Source organism: Streptomyces sp. NPDC058246 (assembly GCF_042881985.1).
In the GTDB taxonomy this organism is placed as follows: Bacteria; Actinomycetota; Actinomycetes; order Streptomycetales; family Streptomycetaceae; genus Streptomyces.
Genome location: NZ_JBHVWZ010000001.1, coordinates 512,633 through 526,425 on the forward strand (window position 1 = coordinate 512,633; position 13,793 = coordinate 526,425).

A 13,793-nucleotide genomic window follows, 5' to 3' on the forward strand; every position below is an offset into this window, starting at 1 on the left:
AATCCCGAAGGTGTTCCCCATCAGTCGGGTCCCCTCAAACGAGTACCCGTTTCCGTCCGCCGCTCACGCCCTGAGGGCGCGAGGCGCTCAGGCCGTCAAGGCGTGACGGGACGCACCTGCCGCGGTATCCGCCTCCCGCGCGGCGGCCCGTACCGGATAGGTGGTCTTCGCCGGGTCCACCAGCGGATCCCCCAGCACGATCCGGCCCGCGGCGTACAGCGCGTCGCACTCGTCGGTGGGCAGCGCCACGTAACAGCCGCCGCGCCCGGCCTGGGCGGCCAGGGGCAGCCAATAGCCGTACCGGCGGCGCCCGTTGGCGTGCACGGTGAGGCAGACGGGGAAACCCTGCTCAGTGATCAGACGCAGGACCTCGGCACCGCCAGGGCTGAGTGGGTCACGCGGCACGGCGCGGCGGTGGCGGGTGGGCGTCATGTGCATGCGGCCTTTCGACGGACGGGTTCGATTGCGTGGCCGCCCAGGGCGGTGACGTTCTCGCTGCTCAGCATTGTTCCGCAGGGCACTGACAGCGCGGCTGCGCCTGGAGACCGGGCACGGTCAGCGGTGGGCAGGGGCTTCTCCGCGATGGGCCCGGCCGGCGAGTTCGCCCTGGACGAAGGGGTCACCGGCCGGGTCGTACGTGCCCGCGTGGTCGACCAGGGTCTCGGTGATGCGCTCCCACTCATCGGCCTCCGCCCGCGCGATCAGTGCGTCCCCAGCGCCGAGTGAACCGTCCCCGGCCGCCTTCCGGGCCGCCTCCAGCGCGGTCCTCGCCTCGTGGTGCCTCATCCCCGTGGCCGAACGGCGTACCCGTGCCCAGGCGGCGTGCTCCTGTGCCGACGGCTCGGGCACGTTGTCCTCGAAGGGCTCCGACACTGCTCCACCTCGTTCGCGTCACCGACTGCTCATAGGTCCTGGAGCAGTACCGTCTGCCCTCGCTGAGAGGACCGACACCTCTCGGCAGGAGAGATTCGGCAGGCGCAGCGGCCGTTCGGCGGAGCGGGGCGGGGGGATCACCAGGGGAGAAAGACGTGTACGTCCTTGCCGTCCTCCCGCACCACCACACTGACCTGGTCGCTCAGTGCGTGGATCAGGTGCCAGCCGATACCGCCGCCGCCCTGGGTCGGGCGGAAGCGGCGTGGCGCGGGGGGTGTGGTGCTGCTGTCACTCAGTGTGACGTGCACGCTGTCGAAGGTGGGGCGCATGTGGAGCTCGAAGGGGCCCGGAGCGTATTGGATCGCGTTGGCGGCCAGCTCTGTCACCACCAGCAGGATGTCGTCCCAGTGCTCGGGAGCCGAGGGCGGTGACGCCCGCGCGAGCGCGCGCAGGTAGTCCTCCGCGGCAAGGCGTGCGTCGGTCACATTCCGCAGCTGACCGGCAAAGGTGCTGGTGAGACTCTCGAACTCGGTACCTGACAGGTTCTCGTCCCGGCTCGGATCGATTTTCATCGCGCCCTTCCTGTGACTGGTCGGCGGAATGCCCCTCGCCGCGACACGGGCACGCGGCTGGGTCGGCTCCGCGACAGGGGCGGGCCGGCCCTCCCGCGCCGTGCTCAAAGGGCAGGCAGCCGTCCCGCGCCCAGTGACGCGAGGCAGCCGGACCTCCCGCCGACTCGCCTACGCCGTGCTGTTCCGTGCCCGACGGCGGGACGTGCGCCGCGCAAGCGCGCGCCGTTCGGCCTCACTGGTGCCGCCCCAGACTCCGGAGCTCTGGCCCGTGTCGAGCGCCCAGCGCAGGCACTCGTCGCGGACCGGGCAGCCTTGGCAGACGGCCTTCGCCGCTTGGATCTGCAGCAGGGCGGGGCCTGTCTCGCCGATGGGGAAGAACAGATCAGGGTCGACGGTGCGGCATGCCGCGGAGTCGCGCCAGGCGTCCATGGAGCCTCCTCTGGCCGAAATGGTGTCAGTGTCATTCGTGTGGATGGGGTCCTCTCCCGGGTCACCCTTGATTCCACAGGTGAAACAGAACAGGCTCAGAAAGATCCTGCGGACATCTCACGGCCCACAGCCCGGCGCGGCGGGCGCGGCCGGATGGCAAGATGGAACCCCAGGTGAGCGGCCGTTGCGTTTCTACGAATGAGCAGGTGGCACATGGCGCGAGAGTCCGGCGAAATCTGGGAGAAGTTCGCCGTCGCCCTGGCGGACATGGCGCGGGACCTGCTGGCTCAGGACACGGTCCAGGCCACATTGGAGCGGATCGTGGAACACGCGACGGTGCTGATCCGTGGATGCGACGAGGCCGGCATCCTCACGGTGCGTCGAGGTGAGGTGCGTGCGCTGTCGGCGACGAGCGACGTGGTGCGCATGGCGGACCGGATCCAGCAGGACCTGCGCGAGGGCCCGTGCTTCGACGCCGTCAACGACCGGCAACAGGTCTACGTCATCGAGGACTTGCGGCAGCCGCACGATCGCTGGGCCAACTTCGCTCCGGAGCTGAGGAAGCTGGGCATGGGCAGCATGATGGGCTTTCTGCTCTTCACCGAGGACGACGAACTCGGCGCGCTCAACGTGTACTCCCGGCGCCCGAACACCTTCGACGAGTCGACCCGGCTGGCCGGCTGGATCCTTGCTTCCCACGCGGCCGTTGCCTTCTCCGCGGCCCGTACGCAGCAGCAGCTCGGCGACGCCCTGGAGACCCGTCACGAGATCGGTGAGGCCATGGGCATTCTCATGGAGCGCCACGGCCTGAGCCAGGAGGACGCCTTCAAGGTCCTCAAGAAGGCTTCCCAGGACCACAACATCAAACTGCGCGCGGTCGCCCGCCGGGTCTGCGAGACCGGCGACAGACCCACCTGACCGCCGCGCGGCGCCCGTGACGTCGACGCGCGGCTCGGGTGGGGCTAGAGAAAGCGCCGCACCGGCGTGACGGCCACCTCTTTGAACCGTTGCCGCAGTGGCCTGCGCCGCCAGCGCACCGGATCGACGGCCACGGCCCGCTCCAGGTCCTTCTCGAAGTCCTGGTCGAGTACGGCGGTGAACGTCTCGTCGAGCACGGCGAGCATGACCTCCTCGTCGTGCTCCATGGAGCGACGGTTGAAGTTGGTGGAGCCGATCAGGGAGGCCACTCCGTCCACGGTCATGATCTTGGTGTGCAGCATGGTCGGCTGGTACTGGCGGATGTCGACCCCCGCGTCCAGCAGGGCGGCATAGTGATGCTGACCGGCGAGCTGGCAGGCCCGTTGGTCGGTGTGCGGTCCGGGCAGCAGGATCTGCACCCGTACGCCGCGGCGGGCCGTCGCGCAGAGCAGGTCGACGAAGTAGGTGTCGGGTGCGAAGTAGGCCGTGGCGAGGCGGAACCGCTCCTCGGCGGAGGCGAGCACGACGCGGATCAGGGTCTGCATGTCCTGCCAGCCGAAACTGGCCGAACCGCGTACCACCTGGACGGTCGCGGTGCCCGGCTGATCGTGCTCGGTGAAGCGGTCGCGGTCGTCGAAGAGTTCGTCGTGGCACTCGGCCCAGTTCTGGGCGAACGCGGCGGCGATGCCGTCGACGGCCGGTCCCCGTACTCGGACGTGCGTGTCCCGCCACTCGGACGGATCGCGGGCGTCGCCGCACCACTCCTCAGCGATGCCCACCCCGCCGGTGAACGCGGTGTGCTCGTCGACGACGAGGGCCTTGCGGTGGCAGCGATGGTTCTGTTTGAAGGGGGACAGCCACAGGGGCTTGCGGAACCAGGCGACCTGGACGCCGGCGGAGTTCATGGACCGGATCAGGTCCTGCTCGATCTCCTTCGCTCCGAAGCCGTCCAGCAGCAGGCGCACGCGCAGCCCCGCACGGGCGCGTTCGGCCAGGGCGGCCGCGAAGTCCCGGGCTATCTGCCCACGCCAGTACACGAAGGTCATCAGGTCGACGGTGTGCTCGGCCGAACGGACCGCGTCGAGCATGGCGGGAAAGATCTCGTCACCGTTGCGCAGGGGGACCAGCTCGTTGCCCTCGGTCGCGGCGATGCCGATGAGTCGCTCCAGACGTCTTCGAAGCCGCTGCTTACGCAGGTGGATCTCCGCCTCGTCCGCCGTGGTGTCGTGGCGGAGTCGTGCCGTGTGCGGCTGGGACATGCGCTGTCTCCTGTGTCCGTCTCGGTGAACGTGTCGCCGTCTCGGTGAACGTCCGACGAGGGGCGGTGGCGCCCGTCGGGACCTGCCCTGCGGGGCCACCACCCCTCCGCTCGACCGCGCCGGTGTCGGAGTCGCCCGCCTCCTTCGCCCGACACGGGAGCAGCGTCACCGAGGTGCCCGCGGGGGCGTCGGCGACGCGTGGACAGTTGCCCCGGATCGGGCGACGCAGTCCTGTGCGGGCGCACGGGATCCCCAGTGTCGAGAGCGGGCGGACGCACCGGCGCGAAGGGTCCTGTGGCCGCTGTGTGCGTGAAGGGTCCTGTGACCGCCGTGTGAAGGTGAGCGAGCCCATGACATGGGCCCAGGCACGGCGGGCAGAAGGAGAGGAGTCTGCCCGCAACGCCTGTCGCGCACCGGCGGCGTTTGCGTGCACGGCGAACACGAGGGAGATACGGCAAGGAGGCGAAGGCATGACGACCGCCGAACGGCTCCCCGACTCCGGCCCTGTGCGCGGTACCCGGCTGGAAAGAAGCCCGCAGGCAGCAGTTCGGGCCAGGGACGTGACCCGGGCATTTCTCGGCGGCCTGCCGCGTCAGGTGCCGCGCGAGGCCGTCGAGGCCACCACGCTCGTGGTGTCGGAGCTGGTGACGAACGTGGTGCGCCATGCGCGCGGTCGGCGCTGCGGCCTCGATCTGCGGGACATGGGGGACGGTGTGGGCATCTCCGTCTCCGACGACGATCCCACGCCGCCGCGTCCACGACGCTTGGATCTGGGCGGGGAAGGCGGCTTCGGCTGGCCGTTGGTGCGGCGGCTGTCCTCCGAGGTGTCCGTGGACTCCCGCCCGGACGGCAAGACCGTTCATGCCGTCGTGCGCTTTTGACGCATCGACGCGTTCGACAAGTTCGAAGAGTTCTGGGGAAAAGCATCATTCGCGATCCAGCAGCGACAGCCGACCGTGACGGAGTCGTTCGTCCGACGAGCGAGCGCGTCGTGATCAGGCACCGGGGGAGTACGTGATGATCCGTGGCGGATGACGGGGACGTGAACCGCGTCGTAGCGCCCGGCACTCGCCCGGAGGCGGTCGCCGACCGGGTGGCGGAGGTCGTCGAGGGAATCGTCGAGCTCTGGACCTCGGCCGGTCAGGCGGTCAGCCCGCGCTTGTCCGCGCACCAGCTGAAGGCCCTGAAGGCCGTCGCGTATCGCTCCGGACTCAACCTCACCGCACTGGCCGAGAGCGTGGGCATCGCGCTGCCGGCGGCGAGCCGTCTGTGCGATCGCCTCGAGGCCGCGGGCCTGTTGCAGCGCGTCCCCCACCCCGGCAACCGGCGCGCCCTGCAGCTGCTGCTCACGCCCCAGGGCAGCAGGATCCTCAGGGAGATCGACGAGCGGCGGTCCCTGAGCCTGGCGGCCGTGCTGGCGGCCATGCCCCCGGCGCAGCGCGAGTCGCTGGAGGAGGGCCTGCACGCGTTCCGCGCAGCCCAGCACGCGACGGCCGATGAGCGCGCCACGACGCGCGAGGAGCAATGACCGTTGCGCGGCAGACGGCAGACGGCAGACGGCAGGCGGCAGGCGGCACGCGGCGCGTGGCACGCGGCGCACGACGACCGATGAGCGCCACGCGCCACCCGCCACGCGCCGGCCGTTGAGCGCAACGCAGCACCCGCCGTACGAGCACCCGTAACTCTCCCACGCGCCGCACGACGGCCGATGAGCTCCGGACGAGTCCCAAAGGGAACGCGCGCCAGGTGTTGGCCCCGGGCCCCGCACCGCCTGGCGGGATTTCAGGCCGGTGCCCGGCCGGGAGTCCGCCTCGTCGCCGAGCCGCTGATGTGGCACAGCAGGAGACAGACGTCGTCGTCCCGCTGCGAGTCGGACAGCATCGGATCCAGGATCCGGTCGGCCGCCCGTTCCAGGTCGCGGCCCAGATCGCGGGCACGCTGAGCGGAGAGCGCGTCGGCAAGCCGCTGGATGCCCGGGTCGATTCCCTGGGCCCGCCGCTCCACCAGCCCGTCCGTGTACAGCGCGAGAGTCGATCCCGGCGGCAGGTCCGCCGTGTGGTCCCGGATGTCCTGGTGGAGGGGGATACCGAGCATGGCGCCGGGCTTGTCGTCCAGGACGCGCACCCGGCCGCCCGGGGTGCGCAGCACCGGCGGCGGGTGTCCGGCCGCGGCCCAGGTGACGGTGGACTCGTCCGGACGGAATCGGGCGATGACCGCGGTGGCGTACAGATCGGGTTGCAGGTGGTGGAGGAACACGTGCAGGCGGGTGAGGAGTTGGCCCGGCGTCCCTCCATCGACCGCGTAGGCGCGCAGCGCGGTGCGCAACTGGCTCATCATGACGGCGGCGTGCAGCCCATGGCCCGTCACGTCTCCCACGATGGCGACCAGACTGCCGTCGGGCTGCCGGAAGGCGTCGTACCAGTCCCCGCCGATGTTCAGTCCGTGTGTGGCCGGGAGGTAGCGCGCGGCCAGGCTGAGGTCCGGTGTCGTGGGCAGGTCCGTGAGCAGGGCGCGTTGCAGCGTCTCGGCGATGTCGCGGTTGTGTTCGAAGCGCTGCGCGTGATCGATCGCGACGCTGGCCCGGCGGCCGAGTTCGACGAGCATGATGGCGTCGTCGGCGTTCCACCGCTCTTGCGGCGACGTCAGCGTCAGCACGCCGAGGGGGGCGTGGCGTGTCGGCAGCGGGACGCACAGCAGGGGCTGCGTCGGGTGCAGGGCCGAGGGAGGGTGGTCGTCGACGCCGGGGAGGCCGCCCGGGTGGTCGGCGGCGAACTGCGGGCGGCCGGTGCGGGCGGCCACGACGGCCGCCGCTGGGTGGGGGCCGTGCTTGCCGGCCTTCTCGTCGTCGGCGAAGAGCCATACGTCGACGCTCTGGGCGTAGGCGGGTACCAGGAGTCGGGGCAGGCGGCGCAGAATCTCCTCGTGGTTGAGCGACGCCGTGAGGGCCGCGCTCGCGTCGGCGAGGAAGGTCAGTCTGCGGCGGGCGTTCTCGGCCTCGGTACGGGCGTGGCGTTCGGCGGTGTACAGCTCGCGCTGCACCCGGCCGGCCGCCTCGAGTTCCGCGTGCAGCGCCAGGACGCCCTGGTTGGTCTGGTGGAGTTCGTCCCGGTGGAAGGCGACCAGCTCCTCCTGCTCGGTGAGCCTGGCGAGGACGCGGGAGGTGTCCTCGTCGGCGCTGAGCAGGGCGTCGGCGAAGGCCGTACGATCGCCTGGCACTTGAGCCGCGCCGACGCCGTTGCCCGGTTCCGGGACGTCGACGGACGCTTCCCAACTCGCCTGCGTCCCGCTTCCGTTCCCCTCGCGCGCTCGGACGGCGACCGTGAGCCGACCGGGGCCCTGCCCGGCCGCGGGCACGGTGGTCCGCAAGGTCAGCAGCCAGGTGCCCCCTTTGACCAGGCACTGACGCAGTTGGGCACTGAGCGCGGTGACGAGGCGGGTGCGTTCGAGGGTGGAGACACCGTGCGCGGCCGCGAGCCGGGCGGCGGCGATACGGGCGGCGGCGGCGTCGTCGACCGTGGTGATCTGCCAGGTCTGGGTCATGTCTGATGATCCTGCGGGGTGGGGGTCAGCACGGCCACGGTCGTGTCGTCCCGCACGGGGCGGGCGGCACTGCTGGAATCACGCACGATCACGGCGGCCGCGACGGCGGGGTCCAGCGAGGCGAGCAGGGCGACGGGAGGGGGAGTCCACCGGCTGGGCAGTCCGTCGCTGTGGAGCACGAGCAGGCTGTCGTCGTTCCAGGGCGTCCGGGTGTGCGGCAGGCGCGCCGGACGGTGGGCGCCGACTATGCCGGGGCGGGACAGCAGCGGCCGCCAGGTGTCGCCGGAGCGCAGCCGGGCTCCGATGTTACCGATCCCGGCGAAGTCGAGGTGCCCGTCCGCGAGGTCGAGGCGGGCCACCGCGACCGCGGCGCCCCGGGTGTCGCACAGTGCCGTGTGCAGTTGCCCGAGCAGTTCCGGGGGTGGCAGATGCGCCGAGTGGCGGAGTTGACGTACGGCCGCGGTGGATGCCTTCGCCGCGGCGGGGCCGTGGCCGAGACCGTCGGCCAGCAGCAGCGTGACGTGGTCGCCCGACCGTACGCAGGCCCACGCGTCGCCGGAGTACTCGGCGGCCGCGAGGGGGATGTTGATCCCTCCCGCGCGCACCGGCACGGGGGCGCCGGTGTCACCGCGTCCGGGCCGTCGCGTGCGTACCGCGTAGACGCGGGCCAGGGCGACGGTGCCCTGGCCGGGCGCGGAGTGCACGTCGAAGTCGTCGGCGATACGACGGCAGGTGCCAAGTCCCGCGCCCAGTGAGGAGGTTGTCGAATAGCCGTCGCGCAGTGCGGCCGGGAGGTCGGAAATGCCCGGTCCGTGGTCGATCGCCGCTATCTGCACGGCCGCCCCTCGCCCGGCGCCGGGGAGCCAGAGGTCGGCGTCCACGGTGTCGATCAGGATCTGTCCGCCACCGCCGTGCTTGAGCAGGTTGGTGGCCAGTTCCGTGGCGACGAGCGCGGCTGCGGCCGTGCGGTCCTGGTCAAGCCCGGCGTGCTCGGCGGCGTGCTCGGCGGCCACCCGCACGTCCCGGACGCGGGTGGAGTCGTGCACGGGCACGTCCCAGACACGCGTCATCGGCTCTCCTCGCGTGGCCGCGGGGGACCGGCGACCCAGCAGATCACGGTGACGTCGGTGCCCTCGCCCGGCCGGGTGTCGATGGAGAACTCGTGCACCAGACGTCGGGCTCCGCCCAGCCCCAGGCCCAGGCCGCCGCCCGAGGTGTATCCGTCGCTGAGCGCCCGCTCGACGTCGGGGATGCCGGGCCCCTCGTCGGAGAACGTCAGGCGCAGGCCTCGCGCCACCCCCTTTTCCAGGGGCGTGGACTCGACCTGGCCGCCTCCGCCGTGCACCAGCGTGTTGCGGGCGAGCTCACTCGCCGCCGTGACCAGCTTCGTCTGCTCCACCAGACCGAAACCGAGCTGGGCGGCTGCCTGGCGCACGTGCTGACGCACCCATGCGAGATCCATGTCGGTGCGAATCGGCAGGCAGGCGGTGACGCAGCCGGAAGTTTCCGTCACGGGCTCTCCTGGCGTGCTGGACTGTGGTGGAGGGGCGTCGACGCCGGGTTCAGCAACCGCATGGCCTCTTCGGTGTCGAGCGCGGTGCGCAACCCGGGCAGGGTCAGGCCGAGTTCGACCAGGGTGATGGCGACGGCGGGCCGCATTCCCGCCACGACCGTCTGCGCCGCCAGCAGCTCGGCCTGCGCCGCGATCTCGGCGAACACCCGGCCGAGGAAGGAGTCGACGATCTCGACGCCCGAGATGTCGATGACGACGCCTGTGACGGAACTGGCCGCGATGGCCTCGCCTATGTCCTGCTGCAACTGTTCGGCGGCATGGTCGTGCAGATCGCCCTGGAGCGTGACCAGAAGGACATGGCCGAGCTTGAGTACGGGGACATGGGCGCCCGAGGAGCCGGCGATCGGGGCGCTCACCGCGCGCTCGTGCCGGTGCGGTCCTGGTCGACGAGGACGGTGCCCTGCTGGTGAAGGGCGTACGCGAGGGCGTCGGCGAGGCTGGCACGGGTGACCACCGTCCCGAGGTCGATGCCGAGGTGGACGATGGTCTGGGCGATGGCGGGCCGGATGCCCGAGACGATGCACTCCGCTCCCATGAGGCGCGCGGCCGCCACGGTCTTCATCAGGTGCTGGGCCACGAGGGAGTCGACGGTCGGCACGCCGGTGATGTCCAGGATGGCGAAGCGGGCCTGCTGGTCGACGACGGCGTCGAGCAGGCTCTCCATCACGACCTGGCTGCGGGCGCTGTCGAGCGTGCCGATCAGCGGGACGGCGACTACCCCGGTCCACAGTTTGATGACGGGCGTGGCCACTTCCAGCAACTGGAGGCGCTGCCGGTCGATGAGTTCCTGTCCCGCGCTGAGCGTCGTCTCCAGCACGACGAGCCGGAGCGTTCCCAGCAGCGCGGTGAGCGCGACCGCGGCCTCCTCGGCCTGGCCGCCCGGTTCGCCGGAGAATTCGGCACGCAGTATTTCGGCGGCCGAGGGGCGCAGCGCGGCCACCTCTGCGGCGATCTGCACGGACGTGGCACCCGCGCGCGCCCGGGAGGCCGCCATGCGGCCCAGCTGATCGCGCACCGTGGCGAAGCCGGAGGCCCCCAGGTCCTCGACCTGCCCCGTGGCCGCCACCGCGGCCAGCGCCTCCACCACGGCCCGGCCCGCTTCCACGGCCTCGTCCCGTGACACGGTGAAGACGGTGCGGAAGAGTGCCTCGTCGGCCCACCGCTGGGCGATCTGCTCGCAGCGGCGGCGCAGGAAGGCACCGACATCCTGCGCCGACGCCCTCTGCTGTACCGCTGTCTCGTGATCCGCCACGTGCTCGTCTCCTTCGTAGGTTCGCTTCTTCGTCGGCATTCGGGGATCTGCCGCTGGGGTGATCTCTTGTCGTACGGCAACAGCAGCCATGGCCCGCGCGTGTACGGCACCCGCCCGCACCGCGAAGACCGCTTCCTGGCCCGCTGCCCACCTGGGTCCGTGGGCGGCGGTCCTGACCCGCTCTCTGAGTACCGCGCGGGGCACCTCCGTGGCGGGCAGCGACCGCGTGGCGGCGACGGCCTGCGCCGGCGCCTTATGTTTTGTTCCTGCCGTCGCCTCGGCAGGCTGACAGTGCGTAAGAAGATGGGAGAGTTAGACGGTGACTTCCTCCGGCCCGCGTCCGCAGCCCATCGAGGTGGCTCGTATGACCTCTGAGGCGGCCGAGCTGCTGGAAATCCTCTGGGGGCGCGCCTCGACGGCTCCGGTCTCGGCGTCCCAGCTGCGGGTGCTGTTCGTCCTGGAGCACAACGAGGGCATCAATCTGCGGACGCTCGCCGACGCGCTCGGCTCCACTCCTCCCTCGACCAGCAGGCTCTGCGACCGGCTGCAGGCCGTGGGATATGTCGAGCGGAAGCCGGGCGTCACGAGCCGGCGCGAGCTGCGCCTGTTCCTGAGCCGTCGCGGCAGGTCGTTCCTCACGGAGCTGCGCGCGCGTCGCGAACACGCCCTGGAGGCGGTTCTGGCGCAGATGCCGGCGGCCAAGCGCACGGCGCTCGTGGAAGGGCTGGAGGCCTTCTGTGCGGCCGCGGCGGCGCAGATCCACGAGGACGACGACGTGTTGGATGCCCGTACGGCCTGACCGGCGCGTCGACGGGTCTCGGATGTCGGTGTGCGCGGGCCCGGGTGCCGCGCTTTTCCCGCGTGGGCAGCCGACCTCACCCACCGCACCATCTCAGGTCCTTTCCCCTGTCCGACGTCGATCACTTTGTTGCCTCATCGCTACAGTTGTCAAATGGCAACTGTTGTGCAGGTGTTCTCGGCACCGCGTCTTTTCCGACGGGTGTGTTGACGGGATCCATCCGCTGTATGGACTCGCCGAGCACGACCACGATTACCCGCCGAAGCGCGGGGCACACCTCACGTTTTGACGAGCCCCCCACCCGGGCCGTGAGGACGCGTTCCGTCGTCGACGAGCGCCCCTGGCCCGCCGCTTGCACGCTCTTGACCCTCCCTTTCCCGGAATACCTCTGACACAGAGCTATTCTCGAAGGGTGGAGTCAGAGGGCTTTCCCGAGGCACTGGCCGACACCCTGGCCGGTGTGCAGCGGCTGATCAGGCGACGGCTGCGCAGGGGCACGAGCGCCCCGCGGCTGCGCGGCGCCGAGGTCGAACTGCTGCGCCTGGTCGTGGATCGGCCGGGCATCCGTGTGTCGGAGGCCGCCAAGGAGCTCTACCTGGCGGGCAATTCGGTCTCCACGCTGGTCAACCAGCTGATGAGGGACGGCTACCTGACCCGCGAGACGGACCCGACCGACCGGCGCGCGGTGCGACTGCTGCCCACACCGGCGGCCGACGAGAGGCTGCGCGACTGGCGCCGAAGGCGTGCCGCGCTCGTACGCGGTCAGCTGGCCCGTCTCGACGAGACCGACCGGGCGGCCCTGGAGGCGGCCCTTCCGGCCCTGCGCACACTGGCGGCGAACCTGCACGAGGAGGCCGAGGAGACATGACGCGGACGACGACCGGAGAGGCAGAACCCGGCGAGGAGGCGGGCGCGGTGGCGGATGCCGGCACGGACGCCGTCACCTGTGCCGCTATGGTGTACGCCTTCGGCGAGACCAGAGCGGTCGACGGGCTCGAACTCTCCGTCCGCGACGGCGAGGTGTTCGGACTGCTCGGTCCCAACGGCGCGGGCAAGACCACCGCGATCCGCTGCATCACCACGCTCCTGCCGGTCCCGGCCGGCATGGTCCGCGTCTTCGGACACGACGCCGCACGTGAACGGATGGCGGTACGCCGCCTGCTCGGCTACGTACCGCAGCAGCTCTCCGCCGACGCCGGGCTCACCGGCCGGGAGAACGTGGAGCTGTTCGCCCGTGTCTTCGACGTCTCCCGCAAGGAGCGCGCGGCGCGCGTCGACCAGGCGCTCGCCGCGGTCGACCTCACCGACGCGGCCCAACGGCTGGCGAAGACGTACTCCGGAGGCATGGTCCGCCGCCTCGAACTCGCCCAGGCACTGGTCAGCGCGCCCCGGCTGCTGATCCTCGACGAGCCGACCATCGGCCTCGACCCGATCGCCCGGACGAGCGTGTGGGAGCACATCAACGCCGTACGCGAGGCCACCGGCATGACCGTCCTGGTGACGACCCACTACATGGACGAGGCCGACCAGTACTGCGACCGGGTCGCGCTGATGCACCGCGGCCGGGTGCGTGCCCTCGGCACCCCCGAGGAGCTGCGGCGGGGCCTCGGCGAGCGGCGCGGCGACGCGCACCACGGTGAACTGCCCACGCTGGAGGACGTCTTCCGCGACATCGCCGGCAGTGGCCTCCACGACCAGTCAGGAGACTTCAGCGATGTCCGAAGCACCCGCCGTACCGCGTCCCGTGTCGGCTGACCTCGTCCACCCCGCGGGCCTGGACCTGTTGCTGACCCCGCCCCGCGCCCGTACCGGCTGGCGAGTGCTGCCCGCCCGGGTCGGCGCGATGTGCGCGGTCGAACTGCAGAAGCTGCGCCACGACCGCACCGAGCTCTACACCCGGGCCGTCCAGCCGGCGCTCTGGCTGCTGATCTTCGGCGAGACCTTCACCCGGATCAAGGCGATACCCACCGGCGGCATCCCCTATCTCGACTATCTGGCGCCCGGCATCATCGCCCAGTCCGCGATGTTCATCGCCATCTTCTACGGCATCATGATCATCTGGGAGCGGGACGCCGGGATCCTCACCAAGCTCCTGGTCACCCCGACCCCGCGCTCGGCGCTCATCACCGGCAAGGCCTTCGCCGCCGGGGTGAAGGCGTTGATCCAGGCCGTCGTGGTCGTCGTCATCGCCGCGCTGCTCGGGGTGGCGATGACCTGGAACCCGCTGCGTCTGCTGGGCGTCGCGGTGGCCGTCGTGCTCGGCTCGGCGTTCTTCTCCTGCCTCTCGATGACCATCGCGGGCATCGTGCTCACCCGGGACCGGCTCATGGGCATCGGACAGGCCATCACGATGCCGCTGTTCTTCGGCTCCAACGCCCTCTACCCGGTGGCCGTCATGCCGGGCTGGCTCCAGGCCATCAGCAAGATCAACCCGCTCAGCTACCAGGTGGACGCACTGCGCGGCCTGCTGCTCGGGACGCCCGCCCACCTTGCGCTGGACTTCGGGGTGCTCGTCCTCGCCGCGGCCCTCGGCATCCTGGCCGCCTCGTCCCTGCTGGGCCGCCTGGCCCGCTGAAAC

General features: G+C 71.1%; 17 protein-coding genes. 7 read left to right on the forward strand and 10 right to left on the reverse strand.

Annotated elements, in window-relative coordinates:
* Window positions 1-87 precede the first annotated feature (87 nt).
* The 4 genes from ACFVXA_RS02275 to ACFVXA_RS02290 all read right to left on the reverse strand — a co-directional run bounded on the left by ACFVXA_RS02275 (window position 88) and on the right by ACFVXA_RS02290 (window position 1,874).
* The gene (locus ACFVXA_RS02275; protein WP_383745668.1) at window positions 88-432 is read right to left on the reverse strand and encodes a hypothetical protein; all 345 of its coding nucleotides are present in this window, start codon (window positions 430-432) and stop codon (window positions 88-90) included.
* A gap of 123 nt (window positions 433-555) precedes the next feature.
* Complete coding sequence (locus ACFVXA_RS02280; protein WP_362029968.1) at window positions 556-873, reverse strand: hypothetical protein; 318 nt, start codon at window positions 871-873, stop codon at window positions 556-558.
* Between the two features lie 137 nt (window positions 874-1,010).
* The gene (locus ACFVXA_RS02285; protein WP_362029971.1) at window positions 1,011-1,445 is read right to left on the reverse strand and encodes an ATP-binding protein; all 435 of its coding nucleotides are present in this window, start codon (window positions 1,443-1,445) and stop codon (window positions 1,011-1,013) included.
* Between the two features lie 168 nt (window positions 1,446-1,613).
* On the reverse strand, window positions 1,614-1,874 hold the full coding sequence (locus ACFVXA_RS02290) for a WhiB family transcriptional regulator (protein WP_362029974.1): 261 nt from the start codon (window positions 1,872-1,874) through the stop codon (window positions 1,614-1,616).
* 213 nt (window positions 1,875-2,087) lie between these two features.
* On the opposite strand from ACFVXA_RS02290, the gene ACFVXA_RS02295 reads away from it, so the two are divergent.
* Window positions 2,088-2,792, forward strand: coding sequence for a GAF and ANTAR domain-containing protein (locus tag ACFVXA_RS02295; protein ID WP_362029977.1), 705 nt, complete (start codon window positions 2,088-2,090; stop codon window positions 2,790-2,792).
* A gap of 44 nt (window positions 2,793-2,836) precedes the next feature.
* Here the strand turns inward: ACFVXA_RS02295 and ACFVXA_RS02300 are convergent, their stop codons facing one another.
* Complete coding sequence (locus ACFVXA_RS02300) at window positions 2,837-4,051, reverse strand: phosphatidylserine/phosphatidylglycerophosphate/cardiolipin synthase family protein (RefSeq protein ID WP_390023491.1); 1,215 nt, start codon at window positions 4,049-4,051, stop codon at window positions 2,837-2,839.
* Between the two features lie 470 nt (window positions 4,052-4,521).
* Between ACFVXA_RS02300 and ACFVXA_RS02305 the strand changes: the two genes are divergently transcribed.
* Together ACFVXA_RS02305 and ACFVXA_RS02310 are read left to right on the forward strand one after the other, a co-directional pair.
* Window positions 4,522-4,932, forward strand: a complete 411-nt coding sequence (locus ACFVXA_RS02305; protein ID WP_390023493.1) for an ATP-binding protein — start codon at window positions 4,522-4,524, stop codon at window positions 4,930-4,932.
* A 161-nt stretch (window positions 4,933-5,093) separates the two neighbouring features.
* Entirely contained in the window at window positions 5,094-5,579 is a 486-nt protein-coding gene (locus ACFVXA_RS02310) for a MarR family winged helix-turn-helix transcriptional regulator (RefSeq protein ID WP_390023495.1), read from the forward strand.
* A 254-nt stretch (window positions 5,580-5,833) separates the two neighbouring features.
* On the opposite strand, the gene ACFVXA_RS02315 is transcribed toward ACFVXA_RS02310, so the two are convergent.
* Genes ACFVXA_RS02315 through ACFVXA_RS02335 form a run of 5 tightly spaced genes read right to left on the reverse strand, consistent with a single transcriptional unit; the run spans window position 5,834 to window position 10,416 of the window.
* Window positions 5,834-7,591 carry a PP2C family protein-serine/threonine phosphatase gene (locus ACFVXA_RS02315; RefSeq protein WP_390023497.1) on the reverse strand — a complete coding sequence of 586 codons (1,758 nt, stop codon included), beginning with the start codon at window positions 7,589-7,591 and terminating at the stop codon, window positions 5,834-5,836.
* Window positions 7,588-8,661 (reverse strand): SpoIIE family protein phosphatase, encoded by a 1,074-nt coding sequence (locus tag ACFVXA_RS02320; RefSeq protein WP_390023499.1) that lies wholly within the window; start codon window positions 8,659-8,661, stop codon window positions 7,588-7,590. The genes ACFVXA_RS02315 and ACFVXA_RS02320 overlap by 4 nt, the downstream gene beginning before the upstream one ends.
* A complete protein-coding gene (locus ACFVXA_RS02325) occupies window positions 8,658-9,053 on the reverse strand; it encodes an anti-sigma regulatory factor (RefSeq protein WP_362030084.1) in 396 nt (131 codons plus the stop codon). The genes ACFVXA_RS02320 and ACFVXA_RS02325 overlap by 4 nt, the downstream gene beginning before the upstream one ends.
* Window positions 9,054-9,100: 47 nt before the next feature.
* Window positions 9,101-9,520 carry an STAS domain-containing protein gene (locus ACFVXA_RS02330; RefSeq protein ID WP_362029994.1) on the reverse strand — a complete coding sequence of 140 codons (420 nt, stop codon included), beginning with the start codon at window positions 9,518-9,520 and terminating at the stop codon, window positions 9,101-9,103.
* Complete coding sequence (locus tag ACFVXA_RS02335) at window positions 9,517-10,416, reverse strand: STAS domain-containing protein (protein ID WP_383745682.1); 900 nt, start codon at window positions 10,414-10,416, stop codon at window positions 9,517-9,519. Before ACFVXA_RS02335 ends, ACFVXA_RS02330 begins: the two co-directional genes overlap by 4 nt.
* A gap of 364 nt (window positions 10,417-10,780) precedes the next feature.
* Between ACFVXA_RS02335 and ACFVXA_RS02340 the strand changes: the two genes are divergently transcribed.
* From ACFVXA_RS02340 to ACFVXA_RS02355, 4 genes are all read left to right on the forward strand, one after another.
* A complete protein-coding gene (locus ACFVXA_RS02340) occupies window positions 10,781-11,215 on the forward strand; it encodes a MarR family transcriptional regulator (RefSeq protein ID WP_362030000.1) in 435 nt (144 codons plus the stop codon).
* A 412-nt stretch (window positions 11,216-11,627) separates the two neighbouring features.
* Window positions 11,628-12,083 carry a MarR family winged helix-turn-helix transcriptional regulator gene (locus ACFVXA_RS02345; RefSeq protein WP_390023501.1) on the forward strand — a complete coding sequence of 152 codons (456 nt, stop codon included), beginning with the start codon at window positions 11,628-11,630 and terminating at the stop codon, window positions 12,081-12,083.
* An 86-nt stretch (window positions 12,084-12,169) separates the two neighbouring features.
* On the forward strand, window positions 12,170-12,970 hold the full coding sequence (locus ACFVXA_RS02350) for an ATP-binding cassette domain-containing protein (protein ID WP_390023545.1): 801 nt from the start codon (window positions 12,170-12,172) through the stop codon (window positions 12,968-12,970).
* Window positions 12,930-13,790 carry an ABC transporter permease gene (locus ACFVXA_RS02355; RefSeq protein WP_362030009.1) on the forward strand — a complete coding sequence of 287 codons (861 nt, stop codon included), beginning with the start codon at window positions 12,930-12,932 and terminating at the stop codon, window positions 13,788-13,790. Before ACFVXA_RS02350 ends, ACFVXA_RS02355 begins: the two co-directional genes overlap by 41 nt.
* The last annotated feature ends 3 nt before the right edge of the window (window positions 13,791-13,793 follow it).